Raw genomic sequence first — 21,778 nt, 5'->3', positions numbered from 1 at the left:
TCGTTATCAGGATGAGGAACGTCAGAAGGCCGTCAGGTGAATTCTTATTCACTGTGGCGTAGCTGAGTGTCGCCCGCTGAGGCTATCTTCAAGTGGATCGATGGGCGTGTGTTCTTTGCGTGTGTTTCGGATGTGTGCACGATAATGTCTGGGCGATCGTCCTGTCGCCTTTTTGAAAAAGTGGCTGAACGCAAATTGGTCTCCAAAGCCCAGTGTCTCCGCGATGTACGTGTGTCCGATGCTGTCATCTTCTAAGAGGTGTTTGGCCTTTTCAATCCTCACCCGACGGAGATAGAGAGTGAAGGACTCACCCATTTGTGTTTGAAAGAGTTCCGAGCAATATTTTTCCGAATAGCCAAGGAATTTCGAGAGACCTTTGAGGGTGATACCTTGCCGAAGATGTGACATGATGAACTCGTGGATCTGCTGTGGGATGGGTGGCGTGGGAGGTGCAGAGTGAATGATATGCCGATACAATTCATCGAAGATGGCTTGGGCGATGGTTTGTGGTTCATGCGTGGGCCGCAAAAGTCTCATGCGGTTTACCCAATTTTCCGTGTATTCCTGGAGCTCTTGTATCAGGTCTTTTTCTCCAGGCTTCTCAATCGTTGGGCGAGTGATGGTGAGCCGAGAACCAGTCATAACAGTCCTCCTAATCGTTTTCATCCCCGATTGCCGCGCGTATGACTCACAATGATCATTCCTGCCAGTTGTATGGGTGAGCGATGCTCAATCGTTCAGTCGGTATCGTAGAGACTCCAGAGAGCCGGAGCCATGGTATTCGCTCATCTATCTTAGCTGTAGTCTTCATTCAACGATTTGAGGAACAAAACCAGGGGCGTAATGTCTTCATCGGTTAACCCGATTCGTGACAATCTCGAATCGCCATTCCTGAGGTCGCCGCTTCTAGTCAGACTCGCATTCTTGATGTAGCTCCGAATCATGTCTTCAAGCGTGTCGATCTGGCCCGTATGGGTATAAGGCGCTGAATGCTCCAAGTCGCGAAGGCCAGGGGTTTTAAATCGGGCGATGGCGGTCGAAAGAAGTTGATTCGGCCGGCAGAATCGAATGAAGCTAAATGGACGGAAGTGGTCTCGCAATACTTCTTCGCACAGCGTGCGCCAGATTCGCCCCTGAGATTTTGGATAATCGGGATTCAAGAAAATATTCCAGACCCCCAAGTCCGTCAATTGTGGATTTTCGGGTGTGGGGATCGCCCTGTAGGGTTCTCGGGAGTGTGGGTGCTGTTCGGTGGCCGGTAAGTACTCGTTCGGATGGCTGTTCCGTCGAATGAGCCTGGGGATATCAAGTCGGACGAAGGCCCCGTCGCCATGAATGCCATCATATTCCGCCTGTGCGATTCCCGTGTTATGAAACTTAAAGTCAGTAAAATTCGGGGCGGCATGACAGGCAATGCAGTTGCCGATCCCGCCTTGCGCTAACTTGCCCGGCTGCAGGCGATGGGACTTGCTGGTGAAAAAGATTTTCAGCCCTCGTAATTCTTGCTCGCCGAATACAAAGGCTTGAGTCGGGTGAAATTCGAATGCCCCGTCCTCGGTATTCGGGTTTTGCGAGATAAACTGTAGGTGTCCTCGATATTCCAGTTTTTCAATCTTTCGAAGCAGTCGTTTGCTGTAGGCAATGTCGGATTCCCATTTCCGGGGTTGTTGGGGGAGTCCGTTCGTCTGTAAGAAGGCGTCATAAGGTGAAAGATTGAAATTGCCGTCATCATCCTGAGAGAAGACGAGATCTTCCGTATACGCTGCGATGAGTCGTGCGACGGCTTGAAAAAGTTCTTGATCTGACGCATTCACGACGTCCACCCGGAATTCTTCAGGCAGGACAAAGTCTCCTGGAATATTCGGATCGGTGCCTGTAAGAAGGGTTGTGTAGGAGAGGTATCCAAATTCCCCTGCCAGCTCGCCCTTTCCATCGTCCTCCCGAATGATACGGGCGACGTGGGCGATGGCTTCGGCGAGTTCGCCCGGCACCCAACCATAGTTGCGCCCGGTCAGCGTTCCCTTAACCAGGTCGACCATCGTGGGAAATTCCGCATCGAAGTGAAGAAAGAAATTGCTTCTGGGGAGTGCGGCGTTGACCAGAGGCGGGGAGTTTCGAGCCGTCACGGTTTTTCCATCTTCACGTTGAGGAATCGGGCTTCGTCGGGCGAAGTCCGTATAGGTGCGCATGCCATAGTTTATGGTGCCGTCCGCTTCCACACCGATCTCATCAACAAGATGACAGCTTCGACAGTTCATGGAGAGACCTGCGAACGGGCCGTCGACAAACTGCTCGGGGAGATTCTGCCAATTCACGGTTTTATCGAGCGAGGGATCGCCCGAAGGCAGCAGTGCGTTGGTATCGCCACCGTTGTCGAGGAAGGTTTTAAAGAATTGCGCGAAGCGAGTCTCCAGGAACAGGCGCTCTCCATTGGCGATTTCTGGAGGATCGGTTTCTTCTTCAATTTCTTGTGCCTGTGCGTGGGATACAACAAGGGGCACGCATAGTCCTAATGCGAGGACCCATGTGACGATTATTCGTGATCGTGAGGAGCGGAATTGTTCGATGATGCTCATGTGAGTCGATCTCCAAGATTCTAGAATCGGGATAGAAAAAATATAAAAGTGATGAGTTATCTCATCAATCGACAAGGTAGAGGGGCGGGGGACCCAGGAGGAAGTCCCCCGCTTGATGAAGCGAATGATGGGATTCGCCCCTCAATCTCCAAAAAAAAAGAGCCCATGAGATCATTCCTGATTCTCATGGGCTCTGGACTTACAGTCTCTGGCCTACTTTATTTGGTTGCCTTTGAATGGATGACTATAGCCGTTTCAAATAACTTCCGTATGGTTCAACGTCGTACCGCGCGGGGTTTATCGTATTTATTAATTGGAACTTATTTGGATTCGCGATAGTCGTCGGATTTTATGTACACCAACGGTTGTTTGTTAAACCACATTTCCCTCATTGGAATGATAAACATCACTAAAAATGCCAGGGTCATCATGATGTCTCCAGCCAATAACGTAAGAACGTAGACAGGAGACACGTACGTGATCAACCAGGGTGAAAGCAGGTCCAAGGTGACGCCAAGAAACGACAGCCATGTCGTTGCGACTTTCAGGAAAGGACTGGCCATGGTGAGGTACAGGACATGCACCATGATTAAGAACACAACGGGCATGGTAAAAAGATGAAAATGCGTGGTCTCCGCCAACTGTCCGAAGGACATGGGTTCGCCAAAGTTGGCATCGGATCCGCGGTAATGTTGGGCAATGCCTTTAGGGGTAAGATCGGTCATGCTGTGTGCCCAGACAAAAGTAAAGATGAAGCCGGTTAACATGAGAAGAAGAAACCAGGTGTAGACCAGTCGAATCTGCCGGTCGGTGTCGCGAAGGCGAAACCGTGTATTAAAATTCCGCATTCAGCGCCACACGTCATTCAAAATCCCAAGAGTGATTCAAAAAACCCTTTTTCCTTATTCCCCGCGACGAGGGTTTCGGTCCCGAGTCCTTGAGGTTTCAGGTAAAATTCATTCACCAACACGAGGGCTCGTTTGACCCCAGCACTCATGGAACGTACGGACATGGTTGCGCCGGAAATATTAATGATATCCCGATTGATGCGGATTGGATCAAAGACGTCTTTTCCCTCGTATTGATAATTAAACCGTTTGGTTCGTACTTCGCTTCCCCGGGATTCGCGGTACACCAGGACTTCAACATTCGTCGCTTCCCCATCAGGATTGACCCCGACCATGTAGGTCATGGGTTTGTGTTTGCCGACGGTGTTTTGGATAAGCGCCCATCCGTCGATGTCGCCGTCGGTTTCGCCGACATAGCACTCAAACGAAGATTCAGGGAATTTCCAACCAATAATGTCTTCAATCTGGCGTTTTTGTTCCGGCGTGAGCGTCAGCAATTCTTTTCGAATAGTGGTGGAGTCTGGGAACATGAGGGCTGCTGCCTCATCGGGAGTAAGATAGACATCCTCTTGACCTAATTCTTCCGGCGTGAGGTATCTGTTTAATTCTTGGTCCCATACGCGTTCGGCGAAAGCGGGAAAAGACCATCCAGCAATCGTGACGGTTAAGGCTACGAGCAATAGTGCAGGTGAGAGATTTTTCATGATTCGATGATGCAATCCTCCTTGTCAAGTACGGCAGTCAATCGTTTCATAAATTCCTGAATTTCTTGTTGAGACGGTTCAACCGGGTACCATTTGTAGAGCCGTGCGCCGCCAACAAACCCCCAATGTTGACGACGTTCGGTCAACGTGATAGCCACGACTCCAGCCTGAAGGGACTTCATGGAAAAGGTAAGCCGTGCACGTTCCTTATCCCCCATGTTTTCACGACCAAACAGGCCAAAGGCACGACCTTGAACCGGTTGGACGCGCCAGTCAGTCTTGATGATGCCTTGAGGTCTATCTTTGAGCGTGATGGGGTAATGTTCCAGGGCCTGGAGAGCTCCCTTCCATACCGAGTCTTGAGGGCAGGCCATATATCGCTCAGTCTTCAAGGAAGGGCCTTCCAAGGTAGAGCATCCGGCGAGGAATGTCAGGCCTAAAATGAAAGCACAAAAGGGGGAATAGAGAAAGTGAGGCATGAAATGAAAATGATAATTAAATATATTCTAAATGATGTTGATTCTCATTATGATTTGCGATCATACAAACATTCGACTCAGAGAGTCAATGGAATTATGAGAGGCTGTGAAAGAATCTTCTTGTAAGGAGATGCTGAACAACACGAAGGACGGACAATCCACCCTTCGTGTCATTCTTTTCTGAGCCTTTAGAAATACGTAGCCGCCGAGGCTAGGAACGCTTTGCCATGTTTCCTAGTCCCCAATACTTCCGGGTCGTATTGAAGGTCGAATTTGAAGACGGTGTCTTCTGTTGGTCGAAAGTTTAAGCCAAACGTCACGCGTTGTGCTTTGCCTCTAGCCGCCGCCTCTGTTCCGGATAAATTGGACGCGAGATTGATTTCCTCCCATCGAGCGACAGCGGTAAATGTGGACACTTCCTCCCGGAAATGCCTCGGTGCCAGTCTTACTAAAAAGGAAGGAAGGAAGTGATAGTTGAGCTGTAAATAATAGCCCTGCATTCTGGTGGGAAAGAGGGTGCTGGTAATGTCCGTTCCCGTAGGAATCTTGACGTTGGTGATGACGTTTCTGTCATTGTCCTGGATATAAGTCCAAGCGCTTTCTCCAATGAATTCAAACGGCCCTCTCTGAAACGTCCAGTCCACGGCGCCGATGATGAGTTCCCGGTCGCTTTGAGGGTCATACATTTCATAGTAACCCGACAGGCCGACTTCGGCTCCGAGGAATGGGCTGATCGCGATTCGACCGACCACGGCCTTTCCGGCGTTACTGTCAAATTCGGTCAGGTTGTCTCTCGCACCTCGCAGTCCCGCCGTTTGTGTAATGGTAGATGTCCCTGAACCTCCAGCGGCATAGTTGGGGTTGCCGTCTCCGCCGAATGCGCCAGTAAAGCCGGAGGTGACATAAATTTCATAGTTGATCTGTGAGAGGCTGGTTGGATAAAAGGTGCCATAGATTCCCGCTCCCGGTTGGTGAAGGGTGGTGGGAATAATTCGTTGGTCGACCAACGGACGATCGGTCAGGTCGCGTAGTGGAGAATCATGCAACAGATTGAATTTCCCGACGGGGAGAAGAATGATTCCGGCTCGAAGGTTGAAGGGTTCATTCACGAGGTAGTCGATCACCGCAAATTCTATCTTCAGTTCGTCTCCGACTCCGCCATGTTCAAACTCAATCTCCGCGGCGAATTTCACGTTGTCGCTGACATCGCCGTAGATAAAGGGCACTAAACGATGTTGGTCGAAATTTGGAGAAGAGCCCTTCCGGTTGATGTATTCAAAGTCCATATATCCACCGAGGATGGCCTTGGGCGACGCCACAAACGGCCTGGCGTAAATGAGGGCACCAGACCCTTCCTTCGTTGACCCTGAGTCCGAGTCCCCGGTCCTGGATTGTTTGTACAAGTCATCCAAGTGCCTCACTTTGTCTTTGGAAGCTGGAGCTCCCGTCGGGGGCGGTCCAGAGGGGTCTGAATATCCTTGCTCCTGAAGGATGCGTTGGACCTCTTTTCGGACAGCTTCCTGTTGACTGGTGGTGAGTTCTTCCGCTCCTAATCCGCCTGCAGTAATTGAGCAGAACATTAGGATTGCTGATGGCACGAGAGTTCCCCGTGTTACCCACTGTTTCATAAAGCGCACCTCTCTAATGGCAAAGGGGACTCTATGGTCCTCAGCAGATAAATAAAGGGACTCGACGGCCCTCAGGTTGTTGGTATCAGTTTCTGGCGTGTTCCCTTTGAAGAAGGCCCGAGCGTGCGTGGGGTAGAGCAGAGCTGGACGCTGATTTCAGAGTGGGCAAGGGAAGAGAAAGGAATTAAGACTAGACGTTTACACCGTTTGCACTTAAGCTCAACTCCATTCGAACAAAATTTCGCCACTAATTGCCCGCACTGACACCGGGCTTCAGATAAATCCTCATTGGACTTGTCCTCATATGATTGCATTTGACTCGCTTTCTACCCGATAAAGGAACGCGTGATTGATGAATTTGAGAATAGTTTTAAGTAATATATATAATGATATTGATAACCATTATTAATAAGCAATTGAGCCGAACTTTGTCAAGCTTTTGGCACGTATCTGTTTTTCTCTCTACAGAATTTCTTGCTATACAATATCCATAGGCCTGTGAGATCTGAGGAAAGTGGAGCTAAATGCTTGATATGAAGGAGAAGTACACCGTATGCCTCTTGACTTGAATCGAATGACGATCAGATGGACCGCCATCATTCAGGGTTGTCTTGTCGTGACGATGGCCATCCTCTCTATGGCTTGTGCATTCACGCAAACTGAAGACGTGCTGCCTGGCACAGACGGGAAGGTGTTGGCATTTGGTGTGATCAAGGTCGAGCAAGCGGGTCCCTATTTTCGGTGGGACTGGACCCATGTGCGGTTTTTGGATTTCGTGAATGTTCAAACTGATCATGAAATTCGTGAGTATGTCGATGCGAGTGAGGACGCGTTTGTCTTGCGATTGCTCCCAGGCACTTACAGGCTTGTGAGGATTCAAGTCAGCGATGGTCCGTATAGAGCTGAATCGTATCTTGATGCGACCTTCACCGTGCATGCGGAGAGTGTGAATTACCTCGGGACGTGGAATTTTGCGATCGATTCACCTCGGACGCAGAGAATGGTGAAGTTGAACATAGAGTCCGATCAGCCAGACTGGGAAACGTTTCAGGAAAAAATCCCCGAGCTTCGCGGGCTTCCTCTGAAGATTGCCTTGCCTCAGCCTGTCAGCGAACAGTCCAGGCTATTTTCCGTGAATCCCTATCCAAACGTGAGGTATTTTAAACGACGATGATGATAGGCTGACGACAACAAGAGTCTCAACCGTTCGTCAGTATCCCATGGGCAAGTATTCTCAACCCTGACTTACCCTAATCAATCTTATGTGTAAAACGAAACTCTGTCAGTGTTTACTCGCGTGTTTTTTTGTGTCGCTATTGGATGTTGGTCTTGCGTTCCCGGCGCTGGTTAAACGCAGTCAATATTTGATGGGGACAATCGTGTTCGTGACCGGAGTCGCACCGGATAACGTCATCGCCCGGCGGGCTGTGGATGCGGGATTGAAAGAGATTCATCGTCTGGAGGAGCTGTGGAGCACCTGGATTCCAGACAGTGAACTGTCGAACGTCAACGCGGCTGCGGGTGAACATGCTATAGCCATCAGTCACGAATCCATGGAGCTTCTTCAGCATTCGTTTACGATGGATGTACTCACCGAAGGTGGGTTCACTATTGCCATCGGTCCTGCAGTAGCACTTTGGAATGTGAGTGAACAAGGCAGAATTCCGACACAACAAGAACTCCAAGCGGTGCGGCCGCTTGTGCAGATGTCTCATCTGACATTGAATGCTCGATCAGGAACGGCGTACCTCGTTCGTCCAGGGATGCAAATCGACGTGGGAGGAATCGGTAAAGGCTATGCGGCTGATCTGGCGGAAAAAGTGATGAAGGCAGCCGGCGCAACGGCCGGAGTCGTGGCGATTTCAGGTGACATCAAGACGTTCGGCCGTATGCCTGACGGACAGCAATTTGTCTTTGGAATTCAACATCCCCGCAAAGAGCAAGGTCATGTTTTGGCGACGATCGAGTTGGAAGATGAAGCGGTGTCCACAGCCGGAGACTATCAACGCTACTTCGAGAAAGACGGCATCCGGTATCATCATATCCTTGATCCCAAGACGCTGCATCCTGCGCGGTTGACTCAAAGCGTGACGGTCATCGCGTCACAGGGTGTCATGGCTGATGGGCTCGATACCGGAATCTTTGTCATGGGCCCGCAAAGGGGCATGGCCTTGATCGAGCGGCTTCCTGATGTCGAAGGAGTGATCGTGGATGCAGAAGGGAACGTGTCTGTTTCATCCGGGCTGAAAGGCCGGTTGCATTTTCAGGATCATGTTTTGAACTGAACAAGGCCCAAGGATTTGGAAGAAACGGAAGGTAGTAAAAAGGGCCTCATTTGAGGCCCTTTTTATGAAGCATCTTTACGCTACAACGTGGTTCAATAGTCGCCCTTCTTTTGATCTTTGCCATGGTGTTTATACCCACCAGGATGGCCCTTTGCTGACATTCCGCCTGAAGAGTAGGCCTTGATTCGGTCATGGACGGCCTTCATACGGCTTCGTTGTTCATCGGTCAACACGGCCCTGGCTTCACGTTTTGCTTTAATGGACGCCATAAGCAAATCGGCTTCTAAGTTGTGCACGTTTTTAAGTTTGGCTTCAATGTCAGACAGGCTGGATTCCTCATTCTTGAGTAGCTCGTGTAGATCAAGATTTGCGAGTTCCACCTCAGCCTTCATCTTGATTTTCTCTTTTTTAAATTCGGTTTCCACGCTTCGAAGCTTCGCGGCTTGCTCATCGGTGATGGCCATGCCATCTTTGAATTTCAAGACATGTTCAATAAATTCGCTCGCGCTTTGGTGGGGCCCCATGTGTGTTCCGTAATTGAGACTGCTGCCATGACCTTTCTCATAACCGCTGCCATGGTGGGCTCCTCCCATCGTCCCATGATGACTTCCTCCATGTCCGGAGTAGTTCATCTTGTGGTGCGGCGAGTCATGCCCTCCCATACCCATCTTGTGATAACTACTTCCATAGCCTTCTGCGCCGGCGAGGAGTGGGATGGCAAGCAGGATGAGCGTCAAACAACTAGGCCAGATCAGGGATAAGAGCATTGCGCGTTTCATGGTCAGGTATTGCATCGGGTTGTCCTCCTTTAGCATGTTGATGCAGTCGTATCTTCAAATAATACCGTATGCGTGGCGATAACTTCCAATGTCACTTTGGAGTCGATCGTATAGGCATGATCTGATGGTTCCACACAATGGACGATATGTCCAGACGCCAGCTCGATGCTGTAGAGGTGTTGGGAACCACGGAATTGGCGGCTCACGATACGAGCAGTGCCTGATGAGATGCGGGCGATCTTAATGTCGTCAGGGCGAACCATGACCAAGACGTTCGGGACACCTTGGTAGTGACTGTGATTTGGAAATTGGCCAATTTCAGTCTTCACGATCCCGTTTTGAATAAACCCGGGAATAAAATCCGCTTTGCCGACGAATTCCGCGACAAATCGACAAGCGGGTAAATGGTAAATTGTTTCGGGAGTCTCATACTGGACGAGAAGCCCGTCTTGAAGCACGGCGACCCGATCGGCCATGGCAAAGGCTTCTTGGTGATCGTGGGTGACCAGCACGGCGGTGGTATTGGTTTGTCTCAGCACGCGATGCAGTTCATTCCGCATCTTGATGGTCATGTCCGGGTCCAAATTGCTGAACGGTTCATCCAGGAGCAAGATGACGGGATTGGGGGCCAGGGCTCTGGCAAGAGCGACCCGCTGTTGTTGCCCTCCCGAGAGTTCATGTGGATACCGACTTTCGAATCCGATCAGTCCGACGAGCTGCAACATCGTCGTGGTGCAGTTATGTCGCTCTGCACCTGATAACCGCTGTAATCCAAAGGCCACATTATCTTTGACCGTCAAATGAGGGAACAGCGCATAGTCTTGAAAGACCATGCCGACTCGCCGCCGTTCTGTGGGAACATGCGTCGTTGCAGAAGAAACAAGATGCCCGTCTAAATAAATCTCACCACCTGTGACTTTTTCAAATCCCGCGATGGCCCGTAAGGTGGTGGTTTTCCCGCATCCCGATGGGCCCAAGATGCAGATGATTTCACCTTCCTGAGCAGCCAGAGAAATGTCTTGAACGGCTGGTTGGTCAGCCAGATATTGACACGTCACATGCCGGATGTCGAGGATGTTTGTGTGTTTGTTGAGTGGTGGTTTCTGGGATGTCGTCATGAAAAAATGGGAAATAGCATCATGTTATGTTGTAGCGCTTGCGTAAGCTGATACCTGATTTGACTACATGGCACATTATAACGATTCAGATCTTTCGATGTTCAAGAGCCGTTACGTCGTCTGCCAATTCTTCTTCGTGAGGAGTAAGACGACGGGAAGGGTGATCAGAATAATTAAAAGAGCCGGTGGCGCCGCGAGCTGATACAACTCTTCGCTCGCTTCAAGCCAGATTCTCACCGAGAGCGTATCGAATCCCACAGGTCTCAGGAGCAGCGTGGCCGGGAGTTCTTTCATGGCTTGGAGAAACATGAGTATCCAGGCGACGATAAAACCTCCACGGACCAGTGGAAACGTGACCTGCCAGAACGAACTCAACGCATGTCGGCCGAGGCTCCTTGCGGCTTCTTCGATGTTGGGGTTGACTTGCTGAATAGCCGATTCCATCGCTTGTAGGCCAGCAGGGAGAAAATGGATGAGATACGCGAGGATTAAGACTAACGCCGTTCCGTATAAAAACGGCAGGTTTTGCGTGAAGAGTGTGAGTAACGCTAAGGCCGCGACCGGTCCAGGCAAGACATAACCTGTATAGGCTCCTTGAAGGTACAGGAGATTGAATCGCGTCGGGTAGCGACTTGCCAGGAAAGCCAGTGGTGTTCCAACTACGATGGCGATGCTGGCGGCGGTACCTGAAAGCATGGCGCTGTTCCAGATGTACGACAGGAAGCCGCTTCCCATCTCACCAACATTCCAAGCGGCCCAGGTCCAATGAATGAGCAAGAACACCGGAATACCGAACGCCGCTCCAAACACCATGAGCATGAATGCCGTGAGTAACAGGGTGGGGAGCATTCCGCAGGGCTTCGGCGATTTCATGCGAATATGTCCCCCTGTTTGGAAGAATCGACTTCGTTGTCGAAACCAGCGTTCAGCAATGAGAAAGAGAAAAGCAAAGACCACAAGCAGGAGGCTCAGGATGGATGCCGCGGCATAATCATAGCGACTCGTCATTTGCTGATAAATGGCATAGGTGAAAGTTTGGAAACGCAAAAGAGAGACTGCGCCAAAATCAGAGACGACGTAGAGGGTGACGAGAAAAAGGCCGGCGACTAACGATGGACGAATGAGGGGGAGTGAGACCCGAGTCAACGTTTGCCATCTGGTGGCTCCCAAGGCCTGTGCGGCTTCTTCGAACGAAAGATTGACATTTTGTAGCGCAGCTCGCGCGAGCAGGTAAATATATGGAAATGTATTTAAGGTCATGACGAGCCAGGCCCCTCCAAAACTATACGGGGAGAAAATGCGCGCCTCTGCCCCCATCATCCACTGCCAGCCCTGTTCGATAAATCCTCCGGTTTCTAATAAATAGGTATAGATATAGGCTAAGACGTAGGAGGGAATCGCGAGCGGAAGGACGATTGCCCATTCCCATACCCTCCGTCCCCAAAAATCATATCGCGTGACGAACCACGCAAGGGCCACACCGATAATCAGTGTGGTGGCCCCGACGCCAATCGCCAGGGTGACCGTATTGAACAGTAATTCCGGGATGCGGGTGGACCAGAGGCGTTGCCACACGGCCCCCTTGGCAGAGAATGCCGAATAGCCCACGTAAAACAGGGGGAACGCCAACGTGCAGGCGATAGTCAGCGCGAATAAAGACAGGGGAGAAAAAAAACCCTGTCTCCAAGAACGCGCTGTCATGACAATGGGATTAGCGGAGGCCTGATCGCTCGATCAATAACATCGTTGGCTCCCGGAGTTCGGCCAATCTGGCCAGGGGAACTTGAGCGACGCGAAAACTCTTGCGAGGAGGAAGCGCCGGATCGGCTTTGACGGTCGGACGAATGGGGTATTCTTTATTGCGTTCCGAAAACATTTGCTGTCCGGTTCGAGAAATGAGGAATTGAACAAGGGATTTGGCTTCCTTGAGACGCTTGGTGTGGGTGAGAACCCCAATGCCTGTCGCATTCATGATCAGGCCCATTTCGCCTTTCTTTTGGTCGGTCAATAGAGGCGCGATCGGCGCTTTGGGGTGATCGGCAAGGTACCGGTAAATGTAGTAATGATTGACTAACCCCAATCCGACTTTTCCTTTCGCGACGGCATCGACGATCTGACTGCTTTGCCCGTACACGGAATTTTCCGCATTGTCTCGAATGCCTTTCAAAAATGCCTCGGTAATGGTTTCTCCCTGTACGGCGCTGATGACGGAAACGCCTGCTTGCAGGTATTCGCTCCCGGCATTGGGGATCGCCAATTTTCCTTTCCATTTAGGGTTGGCAAGGTCGAGGATCGAGGTGATTTGTTCCGGGTTGATCATCGAGGTATTGTACACGATGATCCAGACCCTCCCGGATAAACCGATCCAGCTATTATCGGCTGCCCGAAAAGCTTGGGGAACCATCTGTTCAATGCCTTCGATCTGAAGCGGTTTCAATAGCCGAAGCTCATGCGCGCGTTCAAGCGTCCCGGCATCGTTCGTGAGATATACATCAGCAGGGGTATGGGGACCTTCAGCCTCCAATCGATTGACGAGTTGTGTGCTACTGCCAGTCAACAATTGCACTGGAATATTCGTCTCTTTCGTGAAGACATCCAGCACGGGTTTAATCAACCGTTCGGCTCGCCCCGAATAGACAACCAGCGGTTCGGCTGCGAGAAGAGAAGACGGAGCCAAAGTAAGTATGAGCATGAAGCAAACACAGAGACGAAAAGAGATGAAAGGAAAAAGAATGTGCATGTGTGTATCTTTAATGTTGAGGGTGGTTAATCTTAAGTTGCTACATTTACATTTAATTGGTAGGGCGCTTGAGCGGTTAATTGGCGATGGCAGTTCTTACAGTTTCCATCAGACAGACGTATCGGGTCGCAATACAGTTCCAATCGATGCGTTTTGATCGAAAACCCATTCTTCGCGGCGACTTCTTCCTGAAGTTCTTCGATCTGGCAATTCTCAAACTCGACGATTTTCTCGCACGTTGTACAAATCAAGTGGTCGTGATGCCCTTTGTGGGCGACATTGTCGAACTGGGTTTGGGAGCCAAAATGTTGTTCTTGGGCAATGCCCATGTCGCAAAAGAGCTTGAGTGTTCGATAGACCGTGGCCAAGCCGATATGCGGATCTTTTTTGGATAGAAGCCGGTACATTTGCTCCGCCGTCACATGTTCCATTTTCAGGAAATGATTCAGGATGTTCTCGCGTTGTCGCGTGAGCTTCAGGTTGTTCTTGGTTAGATGATCCTTGAGCAGTTGCAGTTCTTTAGCGTTTTTTGCCATGCGAGGAGACCTTTGCAAACGGAAGCCTATTAAAACTCAAAATCCCTGCATGGTCAAGCTGGTTCCTGGATTTTGGACCTGAAAACTACCCGAATTCCTTTGACTCGTTGATGCCGCTCATGATTCTTGACCCTCCGTCAAAGTGCTGGATACACTAACGCTTTCCATTATACCCGGCCAAGCATCAAAGATAGAAGGATACCCCACACCTATGCGAAAACCTTCAGAGATTACCGTCGATCGGGCCTTGTTACTCTATTTGCTTCATTTGGCGGAGCCACATGGGTTTATGAGCGATGTGAAATTCCAACAACTTCTTTTTCTCAGTGAATTGCAAATGTTGGGGAAAGGCCTGAAAGGCTTCCACTTTGAGTTTATGCGGTTTGCCTACGGGGCATTTAGCAAGGATGTGGATAACGATCTGCTAATCTTGAGGCGGAAAGAGCGGTTGGAAAATTTTAGTTTAAGCCGTCAGGCCGAGCCAATCATTGATTTGGTCGACCAGACGGTCAAGGACTCTGAAGTCCATGAACAAATCATGGAAATCTTACAGGAAGTGGTGGCTACCTATGGACCGCAGGACAATGGTCAAGTCATGGAATCAGTCGAAGCCGTTGAAATCGGTGCAGCGGATTCGTTGCAACAAAAAATTGCGATACGCGATATCTCTTTTCACACGGTGATGCTCGTGCCTTCTCGTATTGAATGTACTGGAGAATTTACTTTGACGTCGTCTCAGATTGCGCGATTTAATGCGGTGCTTGGAATTTGAAGATGAAGGCCTTCGGCCGAAGGGAAGCTGACCGCCCCTCTCTTATAGAGAAGTTGAGAGGGGCGGGTTGCCGTTAATACCGTTTTGAAGATTGCTTTATCATGATTGAATCTTTGAGCATCGCCAGTTTTTTCTCGCCAATACCTTTGATTTTCGTCAAGTCTTGGATATTCTTAAAGTCCCCATTTTTCTTCTTGTAATCCAAGATACGCTCGGCGAGTTCAGGCCCGATGCCTTTCAGGCCTTCGAGTTGGGCCATCGTCGCCGTGTTGATGTTCAGCTTGTTATCTGCCGCGAACCCCAAGGTTGCTCCGAAAAGGAGTGACGTGCAAAAAATAGACACCGCCAATGCCCGCGATAGTGTGGAAAGAACTTTCATGTAAAACCTCCCGGTTGGAATTAATAGAGCTAACGAGGTAGCTTTGATTGGAATACTGGAGGTAAGCCTAGGTACCCCAATAGAAAATCACAATTCCTCTTCTGGGGTATTCGTGAGGACTGTTGGAAACTGTCGCGGAGGTTACGGCATGGGAACGTGAGATCTGTCTTTGGTTTCGCTATAACCTTGATAGATGAGGAAATGCTGGCTCCCTCTCCTCGCGAGCGTATGTACGACGCGTTACATTCGCGTATTGCTGTCCGATGGTTTTCACTCCAACGAAAAGTTATAGAGTTGGCTGAATTTTTGTTCGAGATAGGTCAAAAAGGGTTCGGGTGACGGAGCGTGTCCGGTTACTCGGGACACGAGCACATCAGGCGGAAATTGGCGTCCCCAACGATGAATCTTTTGGTTCAGCCAATCCTTGAGAGGGAGCATGTGGCCGGCCGCAATGCCTGCTTCCAGGGTGGGTAGTTCTTCCTTGACCTGCGCATAAAACATGGACGCATACAGATTCCCCAAGGTATAGGTCGGGAAATATCCGAATGCGCCGAATGACCAATGCACGTCTTGCAGAACGCCCTGTGCATCACTGTTCGGGGTAATCCCCAGGTATTCTTGCATTTTTTCATTCCAAATTGCGGGAAGGTCTTCTGCCTGGATTTGCCTTTCGATGAGAGCCAGCTCAATCTCAAATCGCACCATGATATGTAAATTATATGTCAGTTCGTCAGCCTCGACACGTATCAAAGACGGCTTGGCTTGATTGACAGCCACGTAGAATTCATCGAGTGACGCATGTCCAAGCTGGTCAGGAAAAATTTTTTGCGCCTCGGGGAAAAAGTGCTGCCAGAACGGCAGGGAACGACCGACGCAATTTTCCCAGAGCCGGGACTGACTTTCATGAATGCCCAGCGAAACCGCTTCTCCCAATACGGTGCCGTAATGTTCGGGGCGAAGCCCCTGCTCGTACAGACCGTGCCCCCCTTCATGGATACAGCTAAAGAGGCAGGATTGAAAGTCTTGTTCGAACACGCGGGTCGTGACGCGGACGTCGTGAGGATGAAAGGCTGTGGTAAACGGATGGGCTGACTGATCCAACCGTCCGCGATTGAACTCATAGCCCATGCGTTTGAGGACGTTTTCCCCGAAGGCGAGCTGTTTGGCCTGGTCAAATGTTTGTGTCAGAAGAGAATTATTCGGCTTCACCGAAGAATTAAGTACACGTTGCAGTAAGGAGATCAGGCGAGGCCGCAACGTCGAGAAAAGCGGTTGGAGTTTGTGAACAGTTGAGCCTGGTTCATATTCATCGAGTAGGGCGTCATACGGAGTATTCGCATAGCCCAGGTATTCCGTTTCCTCGAGCTTTAACGCGATGACGCGACGAAGATTTGGCAAGAACGACGCGAAATCATTCTTTTTTCTCGCTTCAGCCCAAACTTGTTGAGCTAGGGAGCATTCGCGTTCTAAGGTGTTGACGAATTTTGATGGAAGTTTCTTAGCCCGGTGAAAGTCTCGCCAGGTTTCATGAAGCAGCGCGCGAGATTCATCGTCCAATTCGAATGTCGGTTCTCCCGTGTCTATATCTATCCATTTGCCGAGCAACTGTTCCATTTCCGATGACACAAACGACTCATGGGCCAGCGTTTGCAACGTGGCAATCTGCTCAGCTCGCGCTTGTCCGCTCCCGGTTGGCATGTAGGTTTCTTGATCCCAGGATAGCACCGCGCACGCGTCTTTGATGTGATGAATGGTCGTCAGTTTCTCGGTAAGCTTGGTGAATGACGGGTCTGCGATCATGATGATGTCTCCTGCCGGGGTGAAGTTCGTCCAAATGCGTTGGCCCCACTGTACGGAAGCGAATCGGGTCTTGGCAAACCGGAATGTGTCTGTTCCTGCTTTTGTAGCCGTGAGTCTTCAGTCGAGATTGTGAGAGATATTCATTTCAAGAGAGGTCTTTATGAAATCACTTGTTCTACCGGGAATTGAGGCTTATGCCGAAGCCCATTCCATCCCCGAGTCCGATGTCTGCCGACGTTTGCGAGAAGAAACTTATGAGACGATGGACTTGCCGCAGATGGTCGTGGGACCGTTGGAAGGGGCATTCTTGAAAATGATGGCCATCCTCGTAGGTGCCAAACATGTTCTCGAGATTGGAACGTTTACGGGGTACAGTGCGCTCTGTTTTGCGGAAGTCTTACCGGCCGACGGGACAGTCACGACCTGTGACATTGATCGTGACTCGACGGCATTGGCTAAAAAATATTTTGCTGAAAGTCGGCATGGTTCAAAAATCGACGTCAAGCTCGGCCCCGCACTAGAAACGCTCGAAAATCTCCAATCCTCTTATGACGTGATCTTTATCGATGCGGATAAGGTCAACTATGTCCATTACTATCGGCGGGCCCTGGATCTAGTGGCTGAACGAGGCGTAATCTTAATCGATAATGTGTTATGGAATGGTGATGTATTGGAATCTTCACCCGTTGATGATTCCACGGTCGCGATCCGGGAATTAAACCAAGTCGTCCATGCCGACTCTCGTGTGACGGCCGTCCTTGTAACCATTCGAGACGGAGTGTTGGTCATCACACCAGCTCGAAAGAACGAAGCGTGCTAGCGATGGATCATGCTCTGATTTCCTCATTATTGCTGGGACTGCTTTTAGGCATAGTCCATGCCCTCGACCCTGATCATCTTATCGCGGTAGGGACGTTGGCGGCAGAGTCGAAAAATTTGCGGCGTTCGGCCTTGTTGGGGGTGATCTGGGGAATCGGACACGCCATGACTCTAGGATTGATCGGTGTCGTCGTCCTGAGCTTGAAATGGACGATTCCAGTAGGTCTCGCCAAAAGCATGGAAGCCGTGGTTGGATGTATGATCCTGCTCCTTGGCGTTCAGCTTCTTTGGCGTTGCTGGCGACCTTTGACGGTGCATGCGCATGAGCATCATCATGATGGCACCACCCATTCCCATGTTCATCTTCACCGGGAAAATCAACATATTCACAAGCATCATGTCGCGGTTTCCAGAGTCAAAGCTCTCACGATTGGTTGTATTCATGGAGTTGCCGGGAGCGCCGCGCTGAGTGTAGCCGTGATGACAACCATGCCATCGATGGAAGCGGGATTGAGCTATATCGCAATCTTCGGGCTTGGGTCGATCAGCGGGATGTTGTTGATGAGTACGGTGATCAGCCTTCCATTCGTGTATGTTCCTGGGGCATGGCAACATCATATGAAAATGAGTACTGCGCTTCTAGCGATTGGGTTTGGCGGTTACTTTACCTGGTCGTTCCTCGGATAGCCTTCCTTTTTCCCATTTCCAGTACCTGCTGCGATAATCGTTGGCTATAACAGATTTTTGTTGTCATGCCTCCCACAATGCTTATCAATTGAGTAATCTGGTGAGCAGTCTGGTGAATGGTATTACGTATCGGTCGGGTGAGGATTAATTCAAGGGTTATGCACATCCTTTTCCCCATATTTTGGGGATACTTGCCTGAAATGCGCGGTGTGGCTGTCTTAAAGACCCGGGTTTAGGCCTCCTATTTAAGGATGATCGGAAGCTCAAGGTAGGAGGCCTTGTCGTTTGAGCGATGGATGGTGAAGGTGGGGAGGGCACCAGGCAAAAGTGCGAAATGATCTTTGTCCGTCCCAGTGATAGTTAACCGGATTGTATGGCCTCTTTTAAATAGATAAGACGTCGGGAGGAGAGCGAAAGACAGTCGGACAGTCTGGCCAGGTACGAGTGGTCGAGCATTGTGACGAGTAAATGTCCGATAAGGAAGGCCTTTCGGGAAATACTCCGGGGGATCAACCTCTTGTCGATGGAGTGCGCGTAACTGACCTTCCGTGACGTAGGTGACCTGCTTCGTTGGATCTACATCTTCTAAGTATGCGAACACCGTCGCATCATCCGTCGTGGAGCTGAGATACATTGTCACATGCGGGTGTCCTGTGACTTCGGTGTCTTGTTCCAATGGTTGTGTCGTATAGGACAACCATAGACTGGGGTCGTACGCACGGTCTGCATACGGTGTGGGTAACGGTTGGCCTATCAAGGTATCCCATCGTGTCTGATGTCCCGTTCCGACGGAAGGGTTCACTAAGTATCGATCATAGGCCTCATTCTCGCTAGGCCGGAGCGTTGAAAGATGGGAATCATTCGATAAAAAATACCGGACGGGTTCGGCTTCCGGCGGCCAGATATTGTGCGCTTTCCATCGTTCTTCGCCCATCGTAAAGTAGTGCACAGAGGCTTCATCTTTGATTCCTGTCTCAAGTCCCCGCAGGTGATAGTCGAAAAATTTCAAGAGTTCTCCCTGATGATCGAATTCGGATTCGCTGAGATGAAACGGACTGATGTTGCGTCGTCCGCCGTGATCCCACGGTCCAATGATCAATTTGTTGTGTTTTTGACTATGTCGAAGGTGACGGTTGATCGCGGCTAATTGATAGCCACCGTCAAGCCAACCGCTGTAGCTATAGATCGCAGCCTTGGAGTTCGCAATGTCCTTGGCATAGTGTCTTGTGCTGAGGCTGTCGATGTCAGGGACGGCTTTCGAGGATGGTGTGTCATCTCGGAATGTGACGCTGAGCGCTTGTTCATGGGGACTCCAGTTTTGTGCATGTTGTGAAAGCGCTTGCGTGAGCAGTGATCGATCGTGGTCTGTATCGACAGGCATGACGCCATGCACAAACGCTTTGGTGAACCATCCGCGAAAGGGTAATTGGTTGTGGTCGAGCTGATGGCCAATGTACGTCCATGTGTTGGTAAACCACGTGAGGTGAATGCCGCCGGGAAAGACGATTTCCGGGTACAGGTCGAACCCGGAAAATAGCGGTGCGACGGCTTTGACGGCTGGATGTTGATTCACGAGGAGCATTTCCGCCGTTGCCCCGGCGTACGAGATTCCCAGGGCTCCGACGCGTTCACTGGACCATGGTTGCCTCACGATCCAATCCACGATTTCTTTCCCGTCCAGAATTTCTCGTGGTGAATAGGCGTAAGGACGAGACCCAAACGAGGCTCCTGACCCACGTACGTCGACATCGATCCATGCATAGCCATTCTGTAAGAACCGTTTGGCATAGGTTCCCATCAACCCCCTTGGTAGGTCATCTTGAAACATGGACACCGGCCAGCGATATTCGATCGCTCGCCAGTACCGGGTTTGGTGAAGAATGGCAGGGTAGTGTGAATTGTCCGCGCGATCCGGGAGATACACGGTGATAGCAAGCTGCACGCCGTCACTCATTTCCAGGTACAGCGAATGACGTGTGTAGTCGCACTCCTCGGATAAGGGCTTGCCTTCATACGGTCGTGGACTGTTCTGTGCCGCATCCGTTGCCGCCAGCGCGTGACCGCAAACCACCGCGCTCATGAGCCAACACGTCAGTGGCCATAGCCATCGACGAAAATGAAGAAGTGGCTGATGGGCTTTATGAACGTATCGTATGATTGTCATCAAGATGCCAGGGTTGAATGAGGAACAGGATGTGCTATCGTCTTGGATGGTGAGCAACGCACGGGTTGCTTGAATCGAGTGGGCTGTATCATCATTGTCTCAATCATACAAATAATGGGTCTTGTGAGCTAGATGGCCGGCTATCAAGGAGAGTTCTCGACAGAGTCTTGCGAAATGCGTCCTTCTCAGAAACTGCCAATCGTTGAAGCTGTGGCGTTCGATCTAGACGGCCTGATGGTCAACACCGAAGAGCTGTACACGGAAGTCGGTGGCGTCATGTTGGAGAGACGTGGGAAGAGAATCACCCGAGAGTTGCTGGATCACATGATGGGGCGACAAAGTCACGTGGCGTTACAGGTCATGATCGATTGGCATCGCTTAGATGACACGGTTGAACAGTTGCAGAACGAAACAGATGAAATTTTTAGCAGTTTGCTCGAGGAACGATTAGCCCCGATGCCTGGCTTATTGTCATTATTGGACAAGCTTGCCCTCCATGCGATCCCTAAAGCCGTGACGACGAGTAGTCGACGCTGTTTCGTGGATCGTGTTCTGGAGTTGCTCGATATTCGGGATCATTTTCAGTTTTTCTTAACAGCTGAGGTGATCGAGAGGGGCAAGCCAGATCCGGAGATTTATCAAAAGGCGGCCAAGCAATTTCATGTGGAGCCGGAGCGACTCATGGTGTTGGAAGACAGTGAAATCGGGTGTCGGGCTGCCTTGGCTGCGGGCGCCTACACAGTGGCTGTGCCTGGCGAGCATAGTCGAAACCATGATTTTTCAGGCGTGCATTTAGTGGCCGAAAGCCTGGCTGATCCTTCGATTGAACAGCTCTTCATTCGCTCCTCGTGTTGAGTTGTATCCATGGCTTCCGCCTTTTCTCACGCGCTTGTTGCGTATGCCATCGGCCGTTCCCACCAGTGGACAGTATCCCCTCAGCGCTTCTGGATCCTCACCATCGGGTGTTCTATTCTTCCTGATGTTGATGTATTGGCTTTTGCCGTGGGGATTCCATACGGACATGTGCTAGGACACCGGGGTCTGACCCATTCGTTCTTTTTTGCTTTTCTTCTCGGGGTGAGTCTCGTTCGGTTCGGGTTTCCCAACGTGCCTTTGAATTCGGCTGCCGGGTGGAAACTCGTCGCCCATTTTTCGATCGTAACTGCTTCGCATGGAATATTGGACGCCTTCACCAATGGAGGGCGTGGCGTGGCATTCTTTGCCCCATTTGACACGACCCGCTATTTTTTCCCGTGGACTCCGGTGCAGGTCTCGCCGATAGGTATCGCCAATTTTTTTAGCGACTCGGGCTTGCGAGTCTTGGAGAGCGAAGGGGTATGGATTGGAATTCCTGTTGGACTCTGGCTGGCAGCGATCCGGTTGGTCAGGCGGAAAGATTGAAACAGCCATCCACTTCATTAGCCATGCAAACGGCTAGAGTCATTGCAAAAAAACTTTCTCACG

At 50.5% G+C, this 21,778-nt stretch carries 21 protein-coding genes; 7 read left to right on the top strand and 14 right to left on the bottom strand.

Translation table 11 applies throughout. The features are described 5' to 3' along the window. Window positions 1-48: 48 nt before the first annotated feature. The 6 genes from MRJ96_02640 to MRJ96_02615 all read right to left on the bottom strand — a co-directional run bounded on the left by MRJ96_02640 (window position 49) and on the right by MRJ96_02615 (window position 6,235). Window positions 49-642: an AraC family transcriptional regulator gene (locus MRJ96_02640; protein ID MDR4500339.1), complete on the bottom strand. Its 594-nt coding sequence runs from the start codon at window positions 640-642 to the stop codon at window positions 49-51. Window positions 643-794: 152 nt separating this feature from the next. After that, window positions 795-2,576 (bottom strand): hypothetical protein, encoded by a 1,782-nt coding sequence (locus MRJ96_02635; protein ID MDR4500338.1) that lies wholly within the window; start codon window positions 2,574-2,576, stop codon window positions 795-797. 320 nt (window positions 2,577-2,896) lie between these two features. Next, a complete protein-coding gene (locus tag MRJ96_02630; GenBank protein MDR4500337.1) occupies window positions 2,897-3,424 on the bottom strand; it encodes a hypothetical protein in 528 nt (175 codons plus the stop codon). Window positions 3,425-3,441: 17 nt separating this feature from the next. Next, window positions 3,442-4,128 (bottom strand): FMN-binding protein, encoded by a 687-nt coding sequence (locus MRJ96_02625; protein MDR4500336.1) that lies wholly within the window; start codon window positions 4,126-4,128, stop codon window positions 3,442-3,444. Then, window positions 4,125-4,502: a hypothetical protein gene (locus MRJ96_02620; protein MDR4500335.1), complete on the bottom strand. Its 378-nt coding sequence runs from the start codon at window positions 4,500-4,502 to the stop codon at window positions 4,125-4,127. Before MRJ96_02620 ends, MRJ96_02625 begins: the two co-directional genes overlap by 4 nt. A 293-nt stretch (window positions 4,503-4,795) precedes the next feature. Next, the gene (locus MRJ96_02615; protein ID MDR4500334.1) at window positions 4,796-6,235 is read right to left on the bottom strand and encodes an OprO/OprP family phosphate-selective porin; all 1,440 of its coding nucleotides are present in this window, start codon (window positions 6,233-6,235) and stop codon (window positions 4,796-4,798) included. A gap of 553 nt (window positions 6,236-6,788) precedes the next feature. Between MRJ96_02615 and MRJ96_02610 the strand changes: the two genes are divergently transcribed. Both MRJ96_02610 and MRJ96_02605 read left to right on the top strand, forming a co-directional pair. Beyond that, window positions 6,789-7,409, top strand: coding sequence for a hypothetical protein (locus MRJ96_02610; protein MDR4500333.1), 621 nt, complete (start codon window positions 6,789-6,791; stop codon window positions 7,407-7,409). 88 nt (window positions 7,410-7,497) lie between these two features. Next, window positions 7,498-8,520 (top strand): FAD:protein FMN transferase, encoded by a 1,023-nt coding sequence (locus tag MRJ96_02605; protein MDR4500332.1) that lies wholly within the window; start codon window positions 7,498-7,500, stop codon window positions 8,518-8,520. Window positions 8,521-8,612: 92 nt separating this feature from the next. On the opposite strand, the gene MRJ96_02600 is transcribed toward MRJ96_02605, so the two are convergent. The 5 genes from MRJ96_02600 to MRJ96_02580 form a co-directional block, all read right to left on the bottom strand. Further along, on the bottom strand, window positions 8,613-9,314 hold the full coding sequence (locus MRJ96_02600) for a Spy/CpxP family protein refolding chaperone (protein MDR4500331.1): 702 nt from the start codon (window positions 9,312-9,314) through the stop codon (window positions 8,613-8,615). A gap of 14 nt (window positions 9,315-9,328) precedes the next feature. Continuing rightward, window positions 9,329-10,417, bottom strand: coding sequence for an ABC transporter ATP-binding protein (locus MRJ96_02595; protein ID MDR4500330.1), 1,089 nt, complete (start codon window positions 10,415-10,417; stop codon window positions 9,329-9,331). A gap of 111 nt (window positions 10,418-10,528) precedes the next feature. Beyond that, the gene (locus MRJ96_02590; GenBank protein MDR4500329.1) at window positions 10,529-12,118 is read right to left on the bottom strand and encodes an iron ABC transporter permease; all 1,590 of its coding nucleotides are present in this window, start codon (window positions 12,116-12,118) and stop codon (window positions 10,529-10,531) included. A gap of 10 nt (window positions 12,119-12,128) precedes the next feature. Next, window positions 12,129-13,109: an extracellular solute-binding protein gene (locus MRJ96_02585; protein ID MDR4500328.1), complete on the bottom strand. Its 981-nt coding sequence runs from the start codon at window positions 13,107-13,109 to the stop codon at window positions 12,129-12,131. Between the two features lie 80 nt (window positions 13,110-13,189). Further along, on the bottom strand, window positions 13,190-13,693 hold the full coding sequence (locus MRJ96_02580; GenBank protein MDR4500327.1) for a transcriptional repressor: 504 nt from the start codon (window positions 13,691-13,693) through the stop codon (window positions 13,190-13,192). Window positions 13,694-13,904: 211 nt separating this feature from the next. On the opposite strand from MRJ96_02580, the gene MRJ96_02575 reads away from it, so the two are divergent. Next, window positions 13,905-14,465 carry a hypothetical protein gene (locus tag MRJ96_02575; GenBank protein ID MDR4500326.1) on the top strand — a complete coding sequence of 187 codons (561 nt, stop codon included), beginning with the start codon at window positions 13,905-13,907 and terminating at the stop codon, window positions 14,463-14,465. 73 nt (window positions 14,466-14,538) lie between these two features. Here the strand turns inward: MRJ96_02575 and MRJ96_02570 are convergent, their stop codons facing one another. Next, entirely contained in the window at window positions 14,539-14,844 is a 306-nt protein-coding gene (locus MRJ96_02570) for a helix-hairpin-helix domain-containing protein (GenBank protein ID MDR4500325.1), read from the bottom strand. Window positions 14,845-15,114: 270 nt separating this feature from the next. Further along, complete coding sequence (locus MRJ96_02565) at window positions 15,115-16,644, bottom strand: carboxypeptidase M32 (protein ID MDR4500324.1); 1,530 nt, start codon at window positions 16,642-16,644, stop codon at window positions 15,115-15,117. A 160-nt stretch (window positions 16,645-16,804) separates the two neighbouring features. Here MRJ96_02565 and MRJ96_02560 point away from each other — a divergent pair, with 160 nt between their 5' ends. Beyond that, entirely contained in the window at window positions 16,805-17,464 is a 660-nt protein-coding gene (locus MRJ96_02560; GenBank protein MDR4500323.1) for a class I SAM-dependent methyltransferase, read from the top strand. 2 nt (window positions 17,465-17,466) lie between these two features. Continuing rightward, window positions 17,467-18,150 carry a hypothetical protein gene (locus MRJ96_02555; GenBank protein MDR4500322.1) on the top strand — a complete coding sequence of 228 codons (684 nt, stop codon included), beginning with the start codon at window positions 17,467-17,469 and terminating at the stop codon, window positions 18,148-18,150. Between the two features lie 241 nt (window positions 18,151-18,391). Here the strand turns inward: MRJ96_02555 and MRJ96_02550 are convergent, their stop codons facing one another. Then, a complete protein-coding gene (locus MRJ96_02550) occupies window positions 18,392-20,230 on the bottom strand; it encodes a CocE/NonD family hydrolase (protein ID MDR4500321.1) in 1,839 nt (612 codons plus the stop codon). Window positions 20,231-20,446: 216 nt separating this feature from the next. Here MRJ96_02550 and MRJ96_02545 point away from each other — a divergent pair, with 216 nt between their 5' ends. Both MRJ96_02545 and MRJ96_02540 read left to right on the top strand, forming a co-directional pair. After that, window positions 20,447-21,169, top strand: a complete 723-nt coding sequence (locus MRJ96_02545; GenBank protein MDR4500320.1) for an HAD-IA family hydrolase — start codon at window positions 20,447-20,449, stop codon at window positions 21,167-21,169. A 9-nt stretch (window positions 21,170-21,178) separates the two neighbouring features. After that, a complete protein-coding gene (locus MRJ96_02540) occupies window positions 21,179-21,715 on the top strand; it encodes a metal-dependent hydrolase (GenBank protein ID MDR4500319.1) in 537 nt (178 codons plus the stop codon). The last annotated feature ends 63 nt before the right edge of the window (window positions 21,716-21,778 follow it).

The sequence above is a fragment of the Nitrospirales bacterium genome, from assembly GCA_031315865.1.
Lineage (GTDB): Bacteria > Nitrospirota > Nitrospiria > Nitrospirales > UBA8639 > JAGQKC01.
Note: the sequence above shows the minus strand (reverse complement) of the source record. Positions and strands in the feature narration are given on the sequence as shown.